Source organism: Pleomorphomonas diazotrophica, assembly GCF_002844595.1.
In the GTDB taxonomy this organism is placed as follows: Bacteria; Pseudomonadota; Alphaproteobacteria; order Rhizobiales; family Pleomorphomonadaceae; genus Pleomorphomonas; species Pleomorphomonas diazotrophica.
Genome location: NZ_PJNW01000014.1, coordinates 153,484 through 174,777, shown reverse-complemented (window position 1 = coordinate 174,777; position 21,294 = coordinate 153,484). Strand labels below are relative to the sequence as shown.

Annotated in this window: 18 protein-coding genes; 5 read left to right on the top strand and 13 right to left on the bottom strand. The window is 67.2% G+C overall.

Annotation, left to right across the window (positions count from 1 at the left end; translation table 11 throughout):
* Window positions 1–23 precede the first annotated feature (23 nt).
* From add to CXZ10_RS16740, 9 genes are all read right to left on the bottom strand, one after another.
* Entirely contained in the window at window positions 24–983 is a 960-nt protein-coding gene (gene add, locus CXZ10_RS16780) for an adenosine deaminase (protein WP_180336053.1), read from the bottom strand.
* Between the two features lie 37 nt (window positions 984–1,020).
* A complete protein-coding gene (locus CXZ10_RS16775) occupies window positions 1,021–2,238 on the bottom strand; it encodes a phosphopentomutase (protein ID WP_101290503.1) in 1,218 nt (405 codons plus the stop codon).
* An 81-nt stretch (window positions 2,239–2,319) separates the two neighbouring features.
* Window positions 2,320–3,636 carry a thymidine phosphorylase gene (gene deoA, locus CXZ10_RS16770; protein WP_101290502.1) on the bottom strand — a complete coding sequence of 439 codons (1,317 nt, stop codon included), beginning with the start codon at window positions 3,634–3,636 and terminating at the stop codon, window positions 2,320–2,322.
* On the bottom strand, window positions 3,633–4,454 hold the full coding sequence (locus CXZ10_RS16765; protein WP_101290501.1) for a purine-nucleoside phosphorylase: 822 nt from the start codon (window positions 4,452–4,454) through the stop codon (window positions 3,633–3,635). Before CXZ10_RS16765 ends, deoA begins: the two co-directional genes overlap by 4 nt.
* A 6-nt stretch (window positions 4,455–4,460) precedes the next feature.
* Complete coding sequence (gene cdd / locus CXZ10_RS16760; RefSeq protein ID WP_101290500.1) at window positions 4,461–4,880, bottom strand: cytidine deaminase; 420 nt, start codon at window positions 4,878–4,880, stop codon at window positions 4,461–4,463.
* A gap of 1 nt (window position 4,881) precedes the next feature.
* Complete coding sequence (locus tag CXZ10_RS16755) at window positions 4,882–5,850, bottom strand: ABC transporter permease (protein ID WP_101290499.1); 969 nt, start codon at window positions 5,848–5,850, stop codon at window positions 4,882–4,884.
* Window positions 5,851–5,861: 11 nt separating this feature from the next.
* Window positions 5,862–6,965: an ABC transporter permease gene (locus CXZ10_RS16750; RefSeq protein WP_101290583.1), complete on the bottom strand. Its 1,104-nt coding sequence runs from the start codon at window positions 6,963–6,965 to the stop codon at window positions 5,862–5,864.
* Window positions 6,966–6,972: 7 nt separating this feature from the next.
* Window positions 6,973–8,496, bottom strand: coding sequence for an ABC transporter ATP-binding protein (locus tag CXZ10_RS16745; protein ID WP_101290498.1), 1,524 nt, complete (start codon window positions 8,494–8,496; stop codon window positions 6,973–6,975).
* Window positions 8,497–8,576: 80 nt separating this feature from the next.
* The gene (locus tag CXZ10_RS16740) at window positions 8,577–9,572 is read right to left on the bottom strand and encodes a BMP family lipoprotein (protein WP_101290497.1); all 996 of its coding nucleotides are present in this window, start codon (window positions 9,570–9,572) and stop codon (window positions 8,577–8,579) included.
* 424 nt (window positions 9,573–9,996) lie between these two features.
* Between CXZ10_RS16740 and CXZ10_RS16735 the strand changes: the two genes are divergently transcribed.
* The 3 genes from CXZ10_RS16735 to CXZ10_RS16725 all read left to right on the top strand — a co-directional run bounded on the left by CXZ10_RS16735 (window position 9,997) and on the right by CXZ10_RS16725 (window position 13,772).
* Complete coding sequence (locus tag CXZ10_RS16735) at window positions 9,997–10,419, top strand: methylglyoxal synthase (protein WP_101290582.1); 423 nt, start codon at window positions 9,997–9,999, stop codon at window positions 10,417–10,419.
* A gap of 12 nt (window positions 10,420–10,431) precedes the next feature.
* Window positions 10,432–11,448 carry a glucokinase gene (gene glk / locus CXZ10_RS16730; protein WP_101290496.1) on the top strand — a complete coding sequence of 339 codons (1,017 nt, stop codon included), beginning with the start codon at window positions 10,432–10,434 and terminating at the stop codon, window positions 11,446–11,448.
* Window positions 11,449–11,531: 83 nt separating this feature from the next.
* The gene (locus CXZ10_RS16725) at window positions 11,532–13,772 is read left to right on the top strand and encodes a heavy metal translocating P-type ATPase (protein ID WP_101290495.1); all 2,241 of its coding nucleotides are present in this window, start codon (window positions 11,532–11,534) and stop codon (window positions 13,770–13,772) included.
* A gap of 10 nt (window positions 13,773–13,782) precedes the next feature.
* On the opposite strand, the gene CXZ10_RS16720 is transcribed toward CXZ10_RS16725, so the two are convergent.
* Window positions 13,783–16,725 carry an AsmA family protein gene (locus tag CXZ10_RS16720; RefSeq protein WP_101290494.1) on the bottom strand — a complete coding sequence of 981 codons (2,943 nt, stop codon included), beginning with the start codon at window positions 16,723–16,725 and terminating at the stop codon, window positions 13,783–13,785.
* A gap of 241 nt (window positions 16,726–16,966) precedes the next feature.
* On the opposite strand from CXZ10_RS16720, the gene phaR reads away from it, so the two are divergent.
* Window positions 16,967–17,533 carry a polyhydroxyalkanoate synthesis repressor PhaR gene (gene phaR, locus CXZ10_RS16715; protein WP_101290493.1) on the top strand — a complete coding sequence of 189 codons (567 nt, stop codon included), beginning with the start codon at window positions 16,967–16,969 and terminating at the stop codon, window positions 17,531–17,533.
* A gap of 58 nt (window positions 17,534–17,591) precedes the next feature.
* On the opposite strand, the gene CXZ10_RS16710 is transcribed toward phaR, so the two are convergent.
* A complete protein-coding gene (locus CXZ10_RS16710) occupies window positions 17,592–19,343 on the bottom strand; it encodes an EAL domain-containing protein (RefSeq protein WP_101290492.1) in 1,752 nt (583 codons plus the stop codon).
* Between the two features lie 244 nt (window positions 19,344–19,587).
* Here CXZ10_RS16710 and CXZ10_RS16705 point away from each other — a divergent pair, with 244 nt between their 5' ends.
* Window positions 19,588–19,974, top strand: a complete 387-nt coding sequence (locus tag CXZ10_RS16705; protein WP_101290491.1) for a hypothetical protein — start codon at window positions 19,588–19,590, stop codon at window positions 19,972–19,974.
* Between the two features lie 93 nt (window positions 19,975–20,067).
* Here CXZ10_RS16705 and rpmF read toward each other — a convergent pair whose 3' ends face one another.
* Window positions 20,068–20,250, bottom strand: coding sequence for a 50S ribosomal protein L32 (gene rpmF / locus CXZ10_RS16700; RefSeq protein ID WP_026783867.1), 183 nt, complete (start codon window positions 20,248–20,250; stop codon window positions 20,068–20,070).
* Between the two features lie 168 nt (window positions 20,251–20,418).
* Window positions 20,419–21,162, bottom strand: a complete 744-nt coding sequence (gene mtgA / locus CXZ10_RS16695) for a monofunctional biosynthetic peptidoglycan transglycosylase (protein ID WP_180336041.1) — start codon at window positions 21,160–21,162, stop codon at window positions 20,419–20,421.
* Between the last annotated feature and the right edge of the window lie 132 nt (window positions 21,163–21,294).

Here is a 21,294-nt window from a genome sequence, read left to right as displayed (position 1 = left end):
CCCGATCTCCACCAGATTTCCGCTCATACCAGGGCGAGAAGCCTTGCTTTGGTTGCCGCATCGCAGAAGGCGTCCTCGATCGCCGTCCGCGTCACCCCGGCAAGGTCGATCTCGGTCAAGCCGAAGACATCACGCGCCACGCCATATTCGTGGCCGACCGACGTCCAGAAGAAGGGCGGATCGTCGGTGTTGAGCGAGTGACGCACCCCCGCCGCCCGGAGCGCCGGCAACGGATGGTCGGCATAGCTCTTGTAGACACCGAGCGTGACGTTGGACACCGGGCAGACCTCAAGGTGTATGCCCTCTTCGACGATGCGACGGATGAGATCTGCATTTTCGATGGCGCGCACGCCATGGCCGATGCGCTTCACCGGAATGGCGTCGAGCGTCGCCTGAACGCCTTCCCATGGGCACCACTCGCCGGCATGGCAGGTCAGCGGCAGACCGGCTTCGGCGGCAATCTCGAAGGCGGCGCTGAACTCGTGCGGCGCGTGAAGACGCTCTTCGCCGGCCATGCCGAAGCCGACAACCTCCGGAACGAGGTTGTTCACGGCGGCCCGCGCCGCCTCGACGCCACGTTCGGGACCATAGTGCCGCTCCACAAGCGGAATAACCCGGCCGACGATGCCCGTCGCCGCTTCGGCCCGGCGCAGCCCCTCGACGATCCCATCGAGATAGGCGCGATAGCCGAGGCCGGACCGTTCGCCGAAATCCGGCGACACGAAGAACTCGGTGTAGATCGAGCCGGCCGCCGCCGCCTGCCGCTGATAGGTCTCGGCGATCTCCGCGAAATCCTCCGGCGTCCGGAACACCGAGGCTGCCAAGTCATAGGCGACGATGAAGGCGGAGAAGTCCGTCCAGAGATAACGCCCCTCGTCGTCGAACAGGCGCGAAACGTCCACCCCATAGCGGGAGGCATTGCGGCGGACGAGATCCGGCGCGGCGCCGGCTTCGAGATGAACGTGCAGTTCGGCCTTCGGCACCGAAGGCGCGGCGGTCGGTTCGGTCATGGACTATCTTTCAGATCAGTGAGCGGCCGTGCAGGCCGGGCGCGAGGCCGAGCCAGGCGGCGACGGTCTCGGCCATGTCGGCAAAGGTATCCGGTCGTCCGGCCGGTCCGGGGGGTACGCCGCGGCCGGCAAACAACGCCGGCACGCGTTCGCGCGTGTGGTCGCTGCCGCGCCAGGTCGGGTCGCAGCCATGGTCGGCGGTGATCAGCAGCATGTCGCCCTCGCCCATCGCCGCCTCCACTTCCGGCAGGCGCCGGTCGAAGGCCTCGAGGCAGGCGGCATAGCCGGCAACATCGCGCCGGTGGCCGTACTCGGTGTCGAAGTCGACGAGGTTGACGAAGACGAGGTCGCCGGCACCGGCTTCGCCCAGGGCGGCGATGCCGAGATCGAGGTTGCCGTCGTTGGACTTGCCCTTGCGGGTCACGGTGATGTTCTGATGGGCGAAGATATCGCCGATCTTGCCGATACCCCAGACCTTGCTGCCTGCCGCCTCGACGCGGGTGAGCAGCGTCGGCTCCGGCGGCGGCACGGCGTAGTCGCGCCGATTGGCGGTGCGCTTGAAGCTGTCCCTGGTCTCGCCGACAAAGGGACGGGCGATCACCCGCCCGACGCGATACTTATCGACCAGCTTGCGGGCGATCTCGCAGTCGGCGAGCAACTTGGCCAAACCGAAATGCGTCTCGTGGGCGGCAATCTGCAGCACCGAGTCGGCCGACGTGTAGACGATCGGCTTGCCGGTGCGGATGTGCTCCTCGCCGAAGCGGGCGATGACCTCGGTGCCGGATGCGTGGCAGTTGCCGAGGATGCCCGGCACGCCCGTCTCACGCACATAGGCGTCGATCAGCTCGGCCGGGAAGCTCGGCGGTTCCGGCGGGAAATAGCCCCACTCGAAAGGCACCGGCACGCCGGCGATTTCCCAATGTCCGGACGGCGTGTCCTTGCCGCTCGATACCTCGGCGGGGGCGGCGTAACGCCCCTCGGCGGTCGTGCGGGTAAAGCCGGCCGGCTTCTGGCCGGTGGCGAGTTCGGCGGCAAGACCGAGGCCCAGGCGTTCGAGGTTGGGCAGTGAAAGCGGCCCCGATCGCAGACCCTCTTGATCGCCTTTCCCGGCAGCGCAGGCGGCGGCGATATGACCCAGCGTGTCCGAGCCCTCGTCGCCGAAGCGGGCGGCATCCGGCGCGCCACCGATGCCGAAGCTGTCGAGCACAATGATCATGGCTCGTTTCATGCGTCCTCCTCGGCACTCAAGCAGTGCCTCACCTTTGGTCTTGCCCGGGGCGGTGCCGTCCGCGACCGCCCCAGGGGAACATCAACCGCCGACCCGCTCGATCACCGACGGACCGCGGTCCGGCCGGTCGCCGAGCCGATAGGCGGCGATCAGCGCGGCCGAGGCGGCGTCAGCGGCCGCATCGTTCGCCGCATGCACGAAGCCGAGAGGATGGTCAGGACCGACGTCCTCACCAAGACCGGCCAGCGCCGAGAAGCCGACCGACGGATCTATGGCGTCCTGCGGCCGGGTGCGACCACCGCCAAGGCCGACAACGGCAACGCCGATCGCCCGTGCGTCGATCGCCGCGATCGTGCCGGCCTCAGGCGCATAGACCGGCTTCACCACCGGCGCCTTGGCTAGATAGCTGTCGGCCTTGGTGACGAAATCGATCGGTCCGCCCAGCACGCTGACCATGCTGCCGAAGATTTCCGCCGCCCGTCCGGAGGTGAAGGCTTCCTCGATCGCCACCCGCGCCTCGGCAACATCCGGACGAAGGCCGCCGATCACCAGCATTTCCGCCGACAGCGCCACCGTCACCTCCCACATGCGCGGGTCGATGCGCTTGCCGGTCAGGAAATCGACGGCGAGCTGCACTTCCAGCGCGTTGCCGGCGGCCGTACCGAGCGGCTCGTTCATGTCGGTGATGAGGCCGACAGTCGGCAAGCCCGCGCCGTTCGCCACATGAACGAGACTTTCAGCCAGGGCGCGTGAATCGTCGAGCGTCGCCATGAAGGCGCCGGTGCCGGTCTTGACGTCGAGGACGAGGCCATGCAGGCCGGCGGCCAGTTTCTTGGACAGGATCGAGGCGGTGATGAGGTCGATACTCTCCACCGTGCCAGTCACGTCACGAATGGCGTAGACCCGCTTATCGGCCGGCGCGAGATCGGCGGTCTGGCCGATGACGGCACAGCCAACTTCGCGGACCACCTTGCGGAACAGTGCGTTGTCGGGCTGCGTCCTATAGCCCGGCACCGTGTCCAGCTTGTCGAGCGTGCCGCCGGTATGGCCGAGGCCACGGCCGGAGATCATCGGCACATAACCACCGCAGGCGGCAATGGCCGGCGCCAGCATCAGCGACACCGTATCGCCGATGCCGCCGGTCGAATGCTTGTCGAGCGCCGGACCCGGCAGGTCCGACCAGTCGAGCACGGTGCCCGAATCGCGCATGGCAAGAGTCAGCGCCACGCGCTCGTCGATGGTCATGCCCTTGAAGAAGGTGGCCATGGCGAAGGCCGCCACTTGTCCCTCTGTCACCGAGCCAGCCGTCAGCCCCTCGACCATGAAGGCGATCTCTTCGCGGCTGAGCACGCCGCCGTCGCGTTTGCGGCGGATGATCTCCTGCGGCAGGAAGCTCATGCGTGTGCTCCATAGGCAGCGATTACGCGCGGCAGCATACGCCGGAGCTTCTCGGCTCCCTTCGGTGCAGCCTCCTTCACCTCCTCATGGCTGAGCTCCTGGTCGGTGAGGCCGGCGGCCGGGTTGGTGACCGTGGAAACGGCCGCGACTTCGAGGCCCATGTAGCGGGCAAGGATCACCTCCGGCACCGTCGACATGCCCACGGCATCGCCGCCCAGGATCTTGGCGGCGCGGATTTCGGCCGGCGTCTCGAAGGACGGGCCGGTGAACCAGACGTAGACGCCGGAATGCAGCGTGATGCCCTCGGCGGCGGCCGCCTCGCGGAACAGCGCCTGCAGGCGGAGATCATAGGCCTGCGACATGCCGACGAAGCGCTCGTCGCCGAGTTCGCCGACCAGCGGGTTGGAGCCGGTGAAGTTGATGTGATCGGTGATCAGCATCAGCTCGCCCGGACCGACCTCGAGATGCAGCCCGCCGGCCGCATTGGTCAGGATCACCGCCTTGCAGCCGAGCAGCTTCAGCACTTCGATCGGCGTCTTCATGATCGCCGCCTCGCCATGCTCATAGTAGTGGGCACGGCCGGACAGCACCGCCACCGGCTGGCCGGCAATGCGGCCGATGACCAGTTCGCCCTTGTGGCTCGAAACTGTGGAAACAGGGAAGCCGGGCAGGTCGGCGAAGGAGAAGCGGACGGCGTCCTCGACGCTGTCGGCGAACGAGCCGAGGCCGGAACCGAGCACCATGCCGACGATCGGCTTCAGGTCGGTCTTGGCAGCGATCATCGCCGCCGCGCGGGCGGCGTTGGATAGTTCGGACATGTTCGTTCACTCCTCCAGAACGAAACCGGCCGGCAACAGCTCGGCCATTGTAAAGCGCTGACTGGCGCCCTCGGGATCGGCAGCCCAGATTTCGGTGGCCGGCGAGGCGGCGAACTCTGAAAGGCGCTGGCGACAGCCGCCGCAGGGCGTGCAGAAACGGCCGCCCGGCACGCGCTCGCCGTCGATGCGGCTCGCCACCACCACAGCGCTGACGATGCGCTTGGCGCCGCCCATCACCAGATGGCCGATGGCCGTCGTCTCGGCGCACCACCCCTCGGGAAAGGCAGCGTTCTCGACGTTGCAACCCGCGTAGATGTTCCCGTCGTCTGCAAGCAGGGCGGCACCGACGGCATAGTTGGAATAGGGCGCGTGCGCCTTGGCGCGAGCGGCGCTCGCGGCTGTGAACAACCTGTGGAAATCGTCCATCTCAGCGCTCCTTGACGTAGGGCACGCCACCGGCCTTCGGCGGCCGCGCCACGCCGATGAAGCCGGCGAGCAGCACGCAGGTCAGCACATAGGGCAGCGCCTGGAAGATCTGCACCGGCACCTCGCCGATGCCCGGCACGCTCTTGCCCTGCATGAAGTTGGCGAAGGCATCGAGGAAGCCGAACAGCAGGCAGGCCAGCATCACCGGCACCGGCCGCCACTTGGCGAAGATCAGCGCGGCGAGCGCGATGTAGCCCTTGCCGGCCGACATGTCCTTCACGAAGCCGGCCGACTGGGCGATGGCGAGATAGGTGCCCGCGCAGCCGCAGAGAATGCCGGCGCAGATGGTCGCCCGGTAGCGCAGGAAGGTCACCGAGATGCCGGCGGTGTCTACGGCGCCCGGATTCTCGCCCACCGCGCGGAGGCGCAGGCCGAAGCGGGTGCGGTAGAGCACCCACCAGGAGGCCGGCACGGCAAGGAAGGCCAGATAGGTCAGGATGTTATGGCCGGAGATGATATTGGCATAGAAGCGGCCGATAAAGCCGGTATCCCGGAGTTCGGCGGCATAGGGGAAGACGATCTCGGTGAAGCGGGCCGAGGCGGCCAGAGGCGGCGTGCGACCGCCCTGGCTGAACCAGGCCTGCCCCAGCACCGCCGTCAGGCCCGACGCCAGGAAGTTGATGGCGACGCCCGACACGATCTGGTTGCCGCGATTGGTGATCGAGGCGAAGCCGTGGATCAGCGAGATCAGCACCGATACGGTGATGCCGGCGAGCAGGCCGAGCCAGGGCGAGCCGGTCATGAAGGCGGCGACGGCAGCGGCGAAGGCCGAGAACAGCATCTTGCCTTCGAGGCCGATGTCGAACACGCCGGCCCGCTCGGTGAAGAGACCCGCGAGGGCGGTGAAGATCAGCGGGATCGACAGACGAATGGTCGAGCCGAGGATCGAGATGAGGTCGAGGTTTTCCATGGATCTCCTCCTCAGGCCTTGCCGAACCGCTGCCACACCCGGACGATGGTCGGGCGGAACAGGTATTCGAGGGCGCCGGCGAACAGGATCACCAGACCCTGGATGACGACGATCATGTCGCGGGTGATCTTCGGCATGTCGAAGGACAGAGCGTCGCCGCCCTGATAGAGCACGCCGAACAGGATGGCCGCGAGCACGATGCCGAGCGGATGGCTCCGCCCCATCAGCGACACCGCGATGCCGACGAAACCGGCACCGCCGACGAACTCCACCTGCAGGCGGGCCGAGGCGCCGAGCACCGGATTGAGCGCCATCATGCCGGCGAGACCGCCGGAGATCAGCATGGTGATGATCACCGTCTTCACATAGGGAATGCCGGCGTAGACGGCAGCCGTCGGGTTGGCGCCCAGCGTGCGGATCTCATAGCCGAGCTTGGTCCGCCAGATCAGCACCCAGACCACGACGCACATGAAGAGCGCGATGAGGAAGGACGCGTTGAACGGCGCCGGACCGAGCTTGCCGCCGAACATGGCGATCAGCCAGTCGAGCTTTGGCAACTGGCCGCCTTCCAGGAAGACCCGAGTTTCCGGCGCCATCTTTCCCGGCACGATCAGCACGTGAACGAGGAGGTAGACCATCATCGCCGCGCCGATGAAGTTGAACATGATGGTGGTGATGACGATGTGGCTGCCGCGCTTGGCTTGCAGCCACGCCGGGATCAGCGCCCAGGCGGCGCCGAAGATCGCCGCGCCGACCACCGCGAAGGGCATCGTCACATACCAGGGCACGTAATGGTCGAGGGCGAGCGAGGCGAGCGCCGCGCCGAGGCCGCCGACATAGGCCTGCCCTTCCGAGCCGATGTTGAACAGACCGGCGTGATAGGCGACGGCCACCGACAGCCCTGTGAAGATGAAGTTGGTGGCGTAATAGAGCGTGAAGCCGATGCCCTCACCGTTGCCGAGCGCCCCCTGCAGCAGCAGCGTCACGGCATCGAGCGGGCTTTCGCCGATGAACCAGACGACGACGCCGGAGATCAGGAAGGCGACCACGAGGTTGAGGAACGGCATCAGGCCGTAGGTGATCCAGTTGGGAAGCGGTACGGACGCGGTGCTCATCTCGGCCTCACGCGGCAATGCCGGCCATCATCAGGCCGAGGGTCTGTTCGCCGGTATCCGGCGTCTTTTCGCCAACCACACGGCCGGCAAACATCACGAGGATGCGGTCGGACAGCGAGCGGATCTCGTCGAGTTCCACCGACACCAGGAGCACCGCCTTGCCGGCGTCGCGCATGGCGATCAGCCGGCGATGGATGAACTCGATGGCACCGATGTCGACGCCGCGCGTCGGCTGTCCCACCACCAGAAGCGACGGGTCGCGCTCGATCTCGCGGGCGACGACGATCTTCTGCTGGTTGCCGCCGGAGAAGTTGGCGGTCTTCAGCCGGCAGTTGGGCGGCCGGATGTCGTATTTCTCGATCTTGGCCTTGGCATCGTCACGGCAGGCGTCGAGGTCCAGCAGCATGCCCCGGCCATAGCGCGGGTCGCGATGATAGCCGAGGATGGAGTTCTCATTCTCCTCGAAGCCCAGCACCAGCCCCATGTGATGGCGGTCTTCCGGGATGTGGCCGAGTCCCAGCGCCCGGAGGCGGGCGGAATCGAAGCCGGTCACCGGCTGGCCGTGCATCAGGATCTCGCCAGAGGCCGGCTTGCGAATGCCCGTGATCGCTTCCAGGAGTTCCGACTGGCCGTTGCCGGCAACACCGGCGATGCCGACCACCTCGCCGGCGCGCACGTCGAAGGAGACGTTGTCGACCATGGTGACACCGCGGCCGTCCTTGACGGTGAGGTTCCTGACCGACAGCACGACGTCGCTCGGCGCCGCCGGCCCCTTTTCGACGCGCAAGAGCACGCGGCGGCCGACCATCAGCTCGGCGAGCTCTTCCACCGTCGTTTCGGAGGTGTTGCGGGTCGCCACCATCTCGCCGCGCCGCATCACCGAGACGGTGTCGGTGATCGCCATGATCTCGCGCAGCTTGTGGGTGATGAGGACGATGGTCTTGCCCTGGTCGCGCAGCACCCCGAGGATCTTGAACAAATGATCGGCCTCGGCCGGCGTCAGCACGCCGGTGGGCTCGTCGAGGATCAGGATCTCGGCGCCGCGATAGAGCGCCTTCAGGATTTCGACGCGCTGCTGCAGGCCGACCGGCAGCTCCTCGATGATGGCGTCGGGATCGACTTCGAGGCCGTAGTCGGCTTCGAGGCGCTTCAGCGCCGTCCGCGCCTCGGAGACGCCCCGGCCGAGCAGCGCACCGCCCTCGACGCCGAGTATGACGTTCTCGAGCACGGAGAAATTCTCGACCAGCATGAAGTGCTGGTGGACCATGCCGATGCCGGCGGAAATGGCCGCCTGGCTGTCATGAATGACGGTGTCCTTGCCGTTGATGCGGATCGAGCCGGCGTCTGCATGATAGAAGCCGTAGAGGATCGACATCAGCGTCGACTTGCCGGCGCCGTTTTCGCCGATGATGCCGTGGATCGAGCCCTTGGCGACGGTAAGGTTGATGTTCTTGTTGGCGTGGACGGCGCCAAACTTCTTGTCGATGCCGATCAGTTCGATGGCGGGCGCTGCGGTCGGTGTTGGGCTCACGGCTTGACGGCTCCGGATACGAAAAAGGCGCAAGGCACGCCCGAAAACCGGCCATGCCTTGCGCCCTCACGATTGTGGAATCACTTCGGGCAGGAGTTGTCCGACATGTAGTCGTGAACCTTGACCGAGCCGGACACGATGTCGGCCTTGGCCTTCTCGACCGCCGCCAGGATCTCGGGCGTGATCAGCGGCTTGTTGTTGTCGTCATAGGCCCAGGCGACGCCGTCTTCCTTGATGCCGAGCGCCTGCACGCCGGCGGTGAACTTGTCACCCTTGGCATCGGCGAAGGCGTTGTAGACGGCGAGGTCGACGCGCTTGACCATCGAGGTCAGCACCGAACCCGGATGCAGGTAGTTCTGGTTGCTGTCGACGCCGATCGAGTACTTGCCCTGGTCGGCAGCCGTCTGCAGCACGCCGATGCCGGACGCGCCGGCCGCAGCGTAGATGACGTCCGCGCCCTGGTCGATCTGGCCCTTGGCGAGCTCGCCGCCGCGCACCGGATCGCTCCAGGCGGCGCCGGTGGTGCCGATGAAGTTCTGCAGCACCTCGTTGCCGGCCTTGGCCGCGCGGGCGCCCTGCTCATAGCCGCACTCGAACTTGCGGATCAGCGGAATGTCCATGCCGCCGACGAAGCCGACCTTGCCGGTCTTCGAGAACAGGCCGGCCACGGTGCCGACGAGGTAGGAGCCCTCTTCTTCCTTGTAGACCACCGAGCGGACGTTCGGCTTGTCGACGACGGCGTCGACGATGACGAACTTGGTGTCGGGGAACTCGGCAGCCACCTTCTCGATGGCCGAGGTCCAGGCGAAGGAGACGGCCACCACCGGGTTGAAGCCCTTGGAGGCAAAGTTGCGAATCGCCTGCTCGCCCTGGGTGTCGCCGGTCGGCTCGAAGTCACGGTATTCGATACCGGTTTCGGCCTTGAACTTCTCGGCGCCGCCATAGGCCGCCTCGTTGAAGGACTTGTCGAACTTGCCACCGGTGCCATAGACGAGCGCCGGCTTGATGTCCGCCGCCATGGCCGTGCTCGTGAGCATGGCTGCGACAAAGGTAGCGCCGATCAGTTTGTTGATCATCGTGTTCCTCACCCCTTTTGGAAGGAGCCCCCGTTCGGGCTGATCGGTGGAGGAAACCCCAATATGCCCCTCCCCCGAGTGGCGCATACCTAAGCATGCTTTCTGCGCCATTGCATCGTCTTTCTTCTGTTTTTGACCAAATGGACAATATTGATGCACTACGCTTTTAGTGGAGGCACACACTGCCGCCAAACGCACCAGCAAAGGCGGAATCGCGCGCAACCGACGCACCAACAGGGCACCACTTGCCGGTTTTAGTTACGGCGGCTGCCCTCAAACTACGTATTTGCCCATAGAATAGTCGGGGGTAGAATTTCTTCTACCTCTGAAATTTTAGAGGAGCGAGGAGCAAAACCAATACCGTTTCAGGGGGAAAGGCGCTAAGAGCGTGCCAGCGAGTTCCATGCTGCATCCGAAGGAAACGATGACCGCGCCCATCGCATCTGCCGTTCCCCCGGCCATCGCGCTCGTCGCCCACGACGCCAAGAAGGACGAGATGGTTGCCTTCGCGCGCGCCCACGAAGCTTGGCTTTCCGCCTTCCGCCTGTTTGCCACCGGCACCACCGGCGGCCGCATCAAGGATGCCTGCCCCGCCCTCGACGTCACCCGCCTGAAGAGCGGTCCGCTCGGCGGCGACCAGCAGATCGGCGCCATGATCGCCGAGGCGCGGCTCAGTGGACTCATCTTCTTCATCGACCCGCTGTCACCCATGCCGCACGACGTCGACGTCAAGGCCCTGACCCGCCTGTCGGTCGTCTATGACATTCCGATGGCCCTCAACCGTGCGACGGCGGAGCTGTTGATCCGCGCCGACGGTTTCCACCCCGCCCCCGTTTCCTCCGACTGAGCGAAGATCACGATGTCCCAGAGCGCCTCCAGCGTCGTCACCTTTCCGGTCCTGTTCGCCGACATCGGCGGCACCAACGCCCGCTTCGCTCTCCTGGCCGACGCCGAGGGCGACATCCGCCATTTCGACACCGTCGAAACGCGGCTGTTTCCGACTGTCGAGGACGCCATCCAGGGCGCGGTGATCGACGCCGGCGCGCCGGTCCCGAAATCGTTGGTCTTCGCGCTGGCCGGGCCGATCGGCGAGGAGAGCACCCAGCTCACCAACTGCCCCTGGGTGGTCACCCCGAGGCGCCTCGTCGAGCGCTTCGCGCTCGAGCATGTCATCCTGTTCAACGACTTCGAGGCGCTCGGCCTCTGCCTGCCCGGTCTCAAGCCGAAGGATTTGGTTGCCGTCGGCGGCGCCCTTCCGCCCGAGCGCGGCACCAAGGTAGTGATCGGCCCTGGTACCGGCCTCGGCGCCGCCGGCCTCGTCGATGCCGCCGGCCTCTGGGTGCCCGTGCCCGGCGAGGGCGGCCACATCGACCTCGCGCCGGTAACGGCCCGCGATTATGACATCTGGCCGCATATCGAGCGGGCCGGCGGCCGGGTGACCGGCGAGACCATCATCTGCGGCTCCGGCCTTCTGCGCCTTTACCGGGCGGTTGCCGCCGCCGGCAAGTCCTTTGCCGCCTGTGACACGCCGGCCGCGGTCACCGCCGCCGCCGAGGCGGGCGACCCGCTGGCCGTCGAGACCGTCGCGCTGTTCGCCGAGCATCTCGGCCGCATCGCCGGCAACCTTGCCCTGACTTTCCTCGCCCATGGCGGCGTCTATCTGGCCGGCGGCATCGCGCCTCGCATCGTCAAGGTGTTGCAGCAGGGCGGCTTCCGCGCCGCCTTCGAGGACAAGTATCCGCATCAGGGCCTGATGGCCTCGCTGCCGACGGCGATCATCGTCCACGACCGCCCGGCGCTGGCCGGCCTCGTCGATTTCGCCCGTCGCCCCTCCACCTTCGGCCTGCGCCTCGACGGGCGGCACTGGCGCGGCTGAACGGCTGACGAGCAAACGACAAAGTGAATGGGACCGGCGCGTTCGGAAGCCATCATCTGCTATAGGACCAGCAGAGGTGTGACATGACCGAACCCGCCGAAAACTCCGTTCGTTCCTTCGATATCCGCGGCATGACCTGCGCCGCCTGCTCGGCCCGCCTCGAACGCGTGCTGAAGAAGACGCCGGGCATACTCGACGCGCGCGTCAACCTCGCCCTTGAGCGCGCCGACGTGGCGGTCGGGCCGGAGATAACGCCCGACGCCGTCGTCGCAGCTGTCGACGGGGCCGGCTTCTCGGCAACGCTGAGATCGGACGATCCCGTCATCGCGCGCGCCGAGCGGGAAGCGCGCGAGGCCGAAGCCGCTGCCGCCCGTCGCCGTACCGGCTGGCTTCTCCTCGTCTGCGCCCTGCTGACACTGCCTTTCGTCGTTGCCATGGTGGCGATGATGGCCGGCTTCGGCCACATCCTGCCCGCCTCCATCCAGCTTGTGCTTGCCACCGCCGTGCAGATTCTGGCTGGCCACCGCTTCTATCGCGGTGCCTGGAATGCGATCCGGGGCGGCGGCGCCAACATGGATGTGCTGGTGTCGCTCGGCACCACCGCCGCCTGGGGCTTTTCGGTCTACATGATGGCGACCATCCACCACATGGTCGAGGAACACCTCTATTTCGAGGCATCCGCCGTCGTGCTGACGCTGGTCCTTCTCGGCAAGTTCCTGGAAGAGCGCGCCAAGGCCTCCACTACCCGGGCGGTCCGATCGCTGATGGCGCTGCGACCCGAGACGGCGACCAAGCTCGCCGACGACGGCAGCCAGACCGTCGTCCCGGTCAGCAGCCTGTTGCCCGGTGACCGCGTGCTGATCCGCCCCGGTGAGCGCGTTCCGGTGGACGGCCGCATCCTGGGCGGCGAGAGCCATTTCGACGAAGCGGTCATCACCGGCGAGAGCCTGCCCGTGCGACGGACCTCCGGCGAGCCCGTCGTCACCGGCGCCGTCAATGGCGAAGGCGCCGTCACCGTGGAGGTGGGCGCAGTCGGCGAGGATTCGACGCTCGGCCGCATCACCCGCCTCGTCGAGAACGCCCAATCCGGCAAGGCGCCGGTGCAGCGCCTCGTCGACCGCGTGTCGACCGTCTTCGTGCCGACCGTGGTTGTCGTCGCCGCCATTGCCTTCGTGCTCTGGGTTATCCTTGGAGGCGGCATCGAGCAGGCGCTTGCCGCGGCGGTTGCCGTTCTGGTCATTGCCTGCCCCTGCGCTCTCGGCCTTGCCACGCCGACCGCCCTGGTGGCCGGCACCGGCGCCGCCGCCCGCGCCGGCATCCTCATCAAGGACATCGAGGTACTGGAACGCGCTGCCCATATCGAGACCGTCGTGTTCGACAAGACTGGCACGCTTACCGTCGGCCATCCGGAGCTCTTGGAACTCGTCGCCGCCGAGGGGATCGAGCCGGCCCACCTCCTGGCGGTCGCGGCCGCCGCACAGGCGGGGTCGGAGCATCCGCTCGCCCGCGCCACGCTTGGGCGCGCCGTGGCCGACGGCATCGTGCCTCGTGCCGCGGAAAACGTCAGAGCCGTGCCGGGCAAAGGGCTCACCGGGAGCGTCGAGGGCGCCGACGTCTTCATCGGCACCGCCGCCCTCATGGATGAACACGGCATTGATTATGCCGAGGTCGAAAGGGCTGGCCTCGGCCGCCTCCGGCCGGAAATGACGCTCGCCTATGTCGCCGAGAACGGCCGGGCCATCGGCCTGTTCGGTTATGCCGATGCCCTGCGCGCGGAAGCGCCCGCCGCCGTCACCGAACTGCGCCGCCGCGGCATCCGCACGCTGCTGCTGACCGGTGACCGCCCACCCGCCGGGCGCGCCATCGCCGGTGCCGCCGGCCTCGACGATTGGCGGGCCGAGGTGCTGCCGGAAGGCAAGGCCGCCGAGGTGGAAAGCCTGCGCACCGCCGGCGGCCGCCTTGCCATGGTCGGCGACGGCGTCAACGACGCGCCGGCGCTGGCCGCCGCCGATGTCGGCATTGCCATGGGTTCGGGTACCGACGTCGCCATGGAAACGGCCGGCATCACCCTGATGCGCCCCGATCCGCGCCTCGTCGCCGCCGCCCTTGATATTGCTGCCGCCACGTCGCTGAAGATCCGTCAGAACCTGTTCTGGGCCTTCATCTACAATGTCATCGGCATTCCGCTCGCCGCCTTCGGCCTGCTGACGCCGGCGCTGGCCGGCGCCGCCATGGCCATGAGCTCGGTGTCCGTGGTGACCAACGCCGGCCTGCTCACCCGCTGGGCGCCGAAACTGCCACCGGTGGGGATAAACAAGGGCTGAGCCTTTCCCGTCAGGGAATGCAGCGGCCGTCGCGGCCCGGTCGGCACGCGTTGGCCGCTGCGCTGGCCGGTGCGGCGCTACTGGGAATCCGGCTGAGTGCCCCGAGGTCGAGCGGCCCGCCGGCCCGGCCGGCCGGGCGAGACGAGGGCCGCGCCAATGGAAGCGGCGGCAGGCGCGCCGGCGGCGCAACCGTTGCCGCTGGCGCGACCTCGGCAACGGGTGCATTGACCGGTGCCTTGTCCGCGTGAGGCGCCGTCTCGGTGACCGACTCATTAGCCGGCTTGGAGGAGAGCCGGTCGATCATAGACGTCACGGCGTCCGGCTTGACGACGTCCAGCTTCGGCGGCGCGTCCGCCTCGACAAGGCGGGCAAAACCGCCGGCCATGGCGGAAAGGCGCGCATAGCCGGCCACAGGATCGCTCACGAGCCCCGGCAAGTCGGGATAGAGACGCGGCGCGGCAAGCGGGCCGACGACAGCCACCGGCGCCTCGAAATCGGGATAGCCCTTCAGCTTTGGCTTGAGCCGCAGATCCAAGGTGCCGGCCGCGAGGCCGAGGCTGCCGGAACCCGACAGCTGAAGGTCGCTAGCGGAAAAGGCGAGGTCGTCGCTCATCGCCACGCCCTTGGAGATTGTCAGATGTCCGGACAGGGCGTCGAAGCCGACCTGCCCGGTGCCTGAACCGAAGCCATGCTGCACCGCCCGGGCCAGTCGACCGAGCAGCGCCATGGGATCGACGCCATCGAGCACGCCACGTGAAACGGAAAAGTCGGCCGTGCCGGTGGCCGACTTGAAAAGATCGGTCCGCGCCCCGCCCTCGGCCGTGATATCGGCGGCAAGATCGAACTCGCCATCGACGGCCGTTCCGATGAGCGGCGCGAGGCTGGCAAGACGCACATCGTCCACTCGCCCCTTGACGACGAAACTCGGCCGATCGCCCGCCTTGACCCTCAGCGTTACCGCGCCGCTGCCCCCACCGAGCGACAGGCGCGGCAGCCCGATTTCGGCGCCCTTGTCATCAAATCGAAGATCGACCGGGCCGCCTGTTGCCGCCACCGGACCGGCAGCAATACCACCCGCATCGATGCGCAGGTCGGCATCGAGGGCAGCCGGAAGCCGTTGGCCGGCGTTGGACAGCGCCCCAGCCAGAACGGCGACATCAACCCTATCGCCGCTGAGACGGCCGGTGAGCCGGCTGCGCTCGCCGGCGGTTGCGAGATCCAGCAGGCCGCCAAAGGCACGGTCGCCGAGCATCAGGCGTGCGTCCGACAGGGTCAGACGGCCAATCCCGGCCTCAATGCGACCGTCCAGCGACGCGCTGTCCGGCAGGCCGGAGACTCCCGCGAGCGCCGCCAGCCTGTGGCTCGCCAGTGCCAGGCTGCCATTGGCCGTGATGGCAACGGGATCGACCCCACCTTCGAAATCGGCGGAGAGCAGGGAACCATCGAGCTTGGCCGAGATGGGTGTCGAGCCACCGTCGAGCAGCCGGCGCGGCGCCGCTGTCGCCTCGAATGTGACGATACCGGATGCCGCCTTGGCCTGCCCGATGAGCAGTGCCGGCTTGTCGAGGCCCGTCACCGAGAGATCAGCAGACAGTTCGGTCAGAGCCGGCAGCATGATCTTGCCGACAAGCGGCAGCCCGCCAAGCCGTCCCTCCCGAAGTTGGCCGGCACCGTCGACCGCAAGCGTCGCCGCCAGTTCATCGGCCGACCGACCATGAGCCGATAGACGAAGGTCGGCGGCGAGACGTCCGGTGAGCGGCGACTCGAGACCGGCAAGCGCCGCGACCTCACCGATGGCGACATTCTTGGCGATGAAGGACGCGCCGAGCCGCCGGCCATTGCCGTCGGGAAAGAGGTCGACCCGGCCCGTCAGCATGCCTCCGCCCGTCGTCCCGTCAACCCGAGCGCCAAAGCGCCCGCCACGATCGACGGCGGTAACGTGAAGCTGGCGGACGTTTCCGCCGGAAAGAGCGACCTCGGCAAGTTTGAGGTCAAAACCCGCATCAAAGGGCGCCCTTCCATTGATCGGATCGAAACCGATGTCTGCAGCAAGCGCGGCCAGCGTCGCCAGCGAGCCGGCCGGCAACCGCCCGAAATCGGCGTGGAGGTCGACGGATGCACGCGGCGCGGCAAGATCGAGCGCAGCGGACAGCCGGCCGGAACTGCCGAAGACGCTGGCCGAAGCGTCGACCATCTCGACCCGTCCGGATGACAGCGTGATGGCGCCCTTGAGCTGCACCGGCCCCGAGGGACCGCCGAGCGCAGTGGCGTCCGGAACCGACAGGTCGAGGTGGCCGGCAAAGGCACCGCCCGCCATTCCTCCATCAAGGTCGACGTTCAATGCCGGCGCAGCGAGCTTCGCCCGCGCGGCCCCCGCCGATCCGGCCTCTACGGTCAGCGACAGCGGCGTGCCGTTCAGCGTCGCCTTGAAGGCAAGACGATCGACGTCACCGGCGCGGGTGGCCGCCACCGTCAACCCGTTCAGCTTGGCTTCCCTGCCGCCCGCCTGAAGCGTGAGCAGCCCCTCCGCCGCCTGGAACTGCCGGACGGCCGCCCGGTCGGCAAGGCCAGCCAAGGCTCCGATCGCCTTGGCCGGGTCGATATCTCCGTCCCCGAGCGCAAGACGCAACACCGGCCTCTCGACCGTCACGCTGTCGAGCTCTGCCGAACCAGACAGGAAGGGGAGCGGGTTGAGGGCGAGCAGAAGACGCTCCGCATGCACGGTCCCCAGGCCGTCCGGCAGTTCGATGGCCACGTCTGTGGCTACGACGCGCGGCGTCGGCAGGAGTTGCAGATCGGCGTCGGCGATCCGGACCGCCGTGCCGGTATCGGCCTCGAAGGCAGTGATCGCCGGCGCCACGAACTTGTCGAGCGGAAAGAGCGGCGCCATCGCCAGGCGCAACACCAGGACGACCAACACCAGCCCCGACAAGGCCGTGATGACGCGAACCATGCCTCCCCGATCCCCCGACGCCCTCTGGCCGCACCGTTTTCCCTCCGAAATCCGGTGCAAGCATCGACAATACCAGTCCTTTCAGCTTTTGGCATCTTTCTCTGCCTATCCGTTGGGAGAAGCCTTCTACCGCACTGCAAAAGAACGACAGGTGCAAAGCGAAAGGCTTGGCTGCGCTGCACCATTACGCCTATGTTGGGGTGCGTCGCGGTGGAGCGCGGCGAAGTTCAAGAGGCTCCCGATGTCCAGGACGAGGCAAGGCACCGTCATCCGGAAATACGCCAACCGGCGTCTCTACGACACGGGTACGTCGAGCTACGTCACGCTGCAGGATCTCGCCGCCATGGTGCGCGCCAACACCGACTTCGTGGTGATCGACGCCCGAAGCGACCAGGAGATCACCCATGAGGTGCTGACCCAGATCATCCTCGAGGAAGAGACGCGGGGGCCCCATCTGCTGCCCGTCAACTTCCTGCGCCAGCTCATCCGCTTCTATGGCGACGAGTTGCAGGCCATGGTGCCGGCCTTTCTCGAGTATTCGATCGGCCAGTTCGCCCGGGAGCAGGGCAAGATGCGCGGCATCGCCGGTGAGGCGCTCGGTGCCCCCGCCCTCAGCGAGAAGCTGGGGGAACAGGTCCGGCTCAACGCCGAATCCTTTGAGCGGGCGGTGCGCGCCGCACTGCCCGGCGAGGCCCCGGAGGAAGAGGCGAGCCCCGCCGAAAGCCGCGCCGCCGACATCGACGCGCTGCGCGACGAACTGGAGGCCATGCGGCGGCGACTCGACCGGCTGGCGCCGGAAACCAAGTAGACCGAAGCCGGCGCTTCACGGTCGGCGCATTGGCGGCGCCGGAGGTCTTCGCATCTGATCAGGCCGGTGCGACATCGAGCGGCCCGCGAAGCCAACCCTCCCCGTCGAGGCCATCCAGCACCGTGGCGCCCGGCCCGGCCCTGAGGCGCGGTTCGCCGATCAGCTTCCCCTGGAAGGCGGAGATGCCAAGCTCGGCGAGCAGCACCGCCGATGCCTCGTCCTGCACGAACTCGGCAACGGTCCGGATGCCAAAATGCCCGGCCAGCGTGGTGAGGGCCCGGACAAACACCACGGCGTCGGCATCGCGGCCGATGTCGCGGATGAAGGCACCGTCGATCTTCAACCAGTCCGGCTTGATGTCGCGCAGCATCCGAAGCGAGGTGTGCCCCGAGCCGAAGTCGTCGATGGCGATGCGGCAGCCGATGTCGCGGACCGTGGCGACCATGTGTCTGAGATCATCGAGGCGCGATAGCGCCGCCGTTTCGGTGATCTCGATGGTCAACCGCCTGAGGGCATCGCTGTCGCGGCGGGCACCGGCCACCAGCATGCTGAGCCAGGCCGGATCGGCCAGCGTTTCCGGCGACACGTTGACGGACAGCCTGAGGGACGCCGAGGCCTGGAGGTCGGCCATCACCAGCGTCAGGGCCCGCATGTCGAGCCGCCGGATGAGACCGAGCTTTTCCGCCGCCTCGACATAGGGACCGCCGGACACCACCTCCCCGGACGGCAGCACCAGCCGGCTGAGCGCCTCGTAGGACAGGATCGAGCGGTCGTCGGCGGAAGCGATCGGTTGGTAGGCCAGCACGAAGCGCTCCTCAGCAAGGCCGCGCTGGATCGCCTCGGCGATCTCGACATTGCGGCGGCGAAGGGCATCGCGGGCCGCCGACGGCTCGTAGAGGGAGAGGTGACGGTCGGCGTCGCGCCGGGCATCGCCCAGCGCCTCCTCGGCGCGGTTGGCGGCCATCGCGCCAGACAGCGCATGCTGCGGCAGCATCACCGCGCCGAAGGCGATGTCGGCGCGTACGGCGGCGCCGTCGCAGTCGATCGGCTCACCGCGCACCGCTTCGCGGAAGCGTTCGGCGGCAATGATCAGCGCGTGCTCGTCGCAGTCGTTGAGGATGGCGCCAAACTTGTGGCCTGAAAACGAACCGAACACGTCGCCTTGCCGCATCCGGCGGAGAATGCGCTGGCCGGCGGCGTCGATCACCCGGTCGCCGGCCTCATAGCCGAAGTTGGCGTTGATGCGGCCGATGTCCAGCACGGCGATGATCAGGAACACCGCCGAACCGCCGTCAGCCTCCAGGAGCTTCAGCCGATCGTCGAGGGTTTGCAGCAGCTCGTCGCGGTCGAGCCGCCGATCCGGCCCGTAGAGACGAACCGGCGCCGCCATCTCGGTGCCGCGCGGCAAAACCCTCACGGTGCCGCGCGCGCCGAGCGCCGGCTGGCCGTCCGGCCCGTACCAGCTGCCGCTCTCCTCGACACGGATGCCCTGCGGCTTACCGCCGCGCGGCATCAGGTCGTAGACGAGCCGATAGTCGGGACCGATGCGGTCGGCGGACAGCGCCGCCGGCGGCGTCGCGGCGAGCCGCAACGTTTCAGCCTGCGGCCCAATCAGGCGGTGCAGCGCGCGCATCGAAAGCGGCACCTCGTAGTCCGGAAGATCGAGGACCTCGCCGGCATTGGGCGACCAGCGCAGACGATCCCCGGCATAGTCGTGCTCGTAGGCGGCAATGCCGGCCGCCGCCATGGCCGCGCCGGCGGCGCTGCCGATCAGTTTGTGTCCGTCCGGGGAAACGAGTTCGTCATCCATTTGCCGCCGTCCTCGCCGTTTTGGAACACCTACCGCAACACCCCCGTCACGGGAACCGCCATTTTGGTTCGCCGGTCATCGATCCACGCCGGAAATCTCCGGCAGACCGGCGAAATTTTCGGGCGCAGCCTTGCGCATTAACCCTTTCTTAACCATCCTTAAGATCTGGCGCGCCGGTTGCTCGGCTCTCCTCACATTGGTTTGTTCGTGCCGAAACGGCACAGTTCCTGAAAGGTCCGCGACAATGATCGGATCGGTCGGCTCCATCGGCAGCACCAGCGGCCAAGGCCTCGAAAGGGCAGCCCGCCGCGCATCCGGTCGTTACGTCGAGGCGACCGAGGGTGCGTCCGCCGGCGGCGATCGTCGGCAGGAACTCGCCATCGTCGACCTTCCCGCCGACGCCTGGAAGGAAACCTATCGCCATCCGACCGCGATATCCTTGGGCAACCCCGCCTCGGCGCCCTTCGTTGCCCAGCTCGCCGCCCTTGGTCTCGGCGATTCCGCTACCGGCGAGCGCCGCGTCCGCCGCGATCCCTCGCTGATCGTCGCCCGGGCCGACGCGCTCTATCGTGACGGCTATCGCCGCGTCACCGACCTCGAGCCCGGCTTCTTCGGCGCCGCCGAATACTGATCGACACAGCACAAAAACAAAAAGGCCGGCGCAATGCACCGGCTCTTTTCAGGTCGACATCCCGGCCGTCGAGGACGGCCGAGCAATCTCTTGTCAGGCTTCCTTCGGCGCCAGGATCTGGCGGCCGCGGTACATGCCGGTCTTGAGATCGACGTGATGCGGACGACGCAGCTCACCCGAGGTCTTGTCCTCGACGTAGGTCGGCTGCTTCAGGGCATCGGCGGACCGACGCATGCCCCGCTTGGACGGCGAGGTCTTTCGCTTGGGAACTGCCATTGTCTTCTACTCCATCGCCCGCTCTGAAGAGGGAACCGCAATGGTCCACCGTTCGGGCGCGCGGGCGCTCGTTCCTAAAGATGCGGCCTTATACAGACTGACGCGCCACTTTGCCAGTGCCTGCCCGGAAAAAAGTGCGCCTCTCCGTCGCAATCCCGATGGCCGGCATCATGGCTGCAGGCACTCGACATAGGCGCCCGATTGGCTGACGCGGCGCTCGATGATGCGCGACAGCGTCTTCTGCGCGCGGCTGGGCTTCAGGGGATTGCGGATGGCCGGATTGGGCAGGGCAGCCGCAATCAGCGCCGCCTCGCGCCGGCTCAGCTTGGACGCCGGCTTCTTGTAGTAATGCTGCGCCGCCGCCTCGACGCCGTAGACGTTGGGACCGAGCTCGGCGATGTTGAGATAGATCTCCAGCGTTCGGCGCTTCGACCAGACGAGATCGGCGTAGAGCGCCAGCGGGATTTCGAGGCCCTTGCGGATATAGGAACGCGACGGCCACAGGAAGACGTTCTTCACCGTCTGCATGGTGATGGTGCTCGCCCCCCGGCTTGGTCCACCGTCGCGGCTCAGCACCGAGCGAAGCTGTTCCCAATCGACCCCGTCGTGAAAGCAGAACTGCCCGTCCTCGCTCATGACCACGGCCTGCTTCATGCTTGGCGAAATGTCGTCGAGATCGACCCATTGCCGGCTGTAGCCTTGAAGCGTCAGAAGGTCCCAGACCATCAGCGTCGAAACGGGGCGGGCAAAGAGATAAAGCGGCGTCAGCACGAAAGGCAGCACGACCACCACGGCCGCGGCCAGTGACAGCCGTTTGAGCCAGATCCGCCAGCCAGCCCGCCTCACAGCCGCCGCCTCCCCATCATCCGCCGTCGGCTCGCCCTCGGCCATCGCCTCGCTGAGATCGCTCATGCTCCACCCGCCTGTCCGTGTTCTCATAAACCAACAGCGCCGACCCGGCAAACAAGGGGAAAAACGGTCGGGAGCTCGTTCGGTCCCAATCGACATGGAGCCGTTTTTCGGAGGCGAGGTGCCCAGTTAGCC

Bases quoted from the DNA above. Each gene is read 5' to 3' on its own strand.
- CXZ10_RS16705 (WP_101290491.1), top strand. From the start codon at position 19,588: ATGATCGGATCGGTCGGCTCCATCGGCAGCACCAGCGGCCAAGGCCTC.
- glk (WP_101290496.1), top strand. From the start codon at position 10,432: ATGTCCCAGAGCGCCTCCAGCGTCGTCACCTTTCCGGTCCTGTTCGCC.
- CXZ10_RS16775 (WP_101290503.1), bottom strand. From the start codon at position 2,238: ATGAAACGAGCCATGATCATTGTGCTCGACAGCTTCGGCATCGGTGGC.
- mtgA (WP_180336041.1), bottom strand. From the start codon at position 21,162: ATGAGCGATCTCAGCGAGGCGATGGCCGAGGGCGAGCCGACGGCGGAT.
- CXZ10_RS16765 (WP_101290501.1), bottom strand. From the start codon at position 4,454: ATGTCCGAACTATCCAACGCCGCCCGCGCGGCGGCGATGATCGCTGCC.
- CXZ10_RS16755 (WP_101290499.1), bottom strand. From the start codon at position 5,850: ATGGAAAACCTCGACCTCATCTCGATCCTCGGCTCGACCATTCGTCTG.
- CXZ10_RS16750 (WP_101290583.1), bottom strand. From the start codon at position 6,965: ATGAGCACCGCGTCCGTACCGCTTCCCAACTGGATCACCTACGGCCTG.
- CXZ10_RS16740 (WP_101290497.1), bottom strand. From the start codon at position 9,572: ATGATCAACAAACTGATCGGCGCTACCTTTGTCGCAGCCATGCTCACG.
- deoA (WP_101290502.1), bottom strand. From the start codon at position 3,636: ATGAGCTTCCTGCCGCAGGAGATCATCCGCCGCAAACGCGACGGCGGC.
- CXZ10_RS16720 (WP_101290494.1), bottom strand. From the start codon at position 16,725: ATGGTTCGCGTCATCACGGCCTTGTCGGGGCTGGTGTTGGTCGTCCTG.
- CXZ10_RS16725 (WP_101290495.1), top strand. From the start codon at position 11,532: ATGACCGAACCCGCCGAAAACTCCGTTCGTTCCTTCGATATCCGCGGC.
- rpmF (WP_026783867.1), bottom strand. From the start codon at position 20,250: ATGGCAGTTCCCAAGCGAAAGACCTCGCCGTCCAAGCGGGGCATGCGT.
- CXZ10_RS16735 (WP_101290582.1), top strand. From the start codon at position 9,997: ATGACCGCGCCCATCGCATCTGCCGTTCCCCCGGCCATCGCGCTCGTC.
- CXZ10_RS16710 (WP_101290492.1), bottom strand. From the start codon at position 19,343: ATGGATGACGAACTCGTTTCCCCGGACGGACACAAACTGATCGGCAGC.
- cdd (WP_101290500.1), bottom strand. From the start codon at position 4,880: ATGGACGATTTCCACAGGTTGTTCACAGCCGCGAGCGCCGCTCGCGCC.
- phaR (WP_101290493.1), top strand. From the start codon at position 16,967: ATGTCCAGGACGAGGCAAGGCACCGTCATCCGGAAATACGCCAACCGG.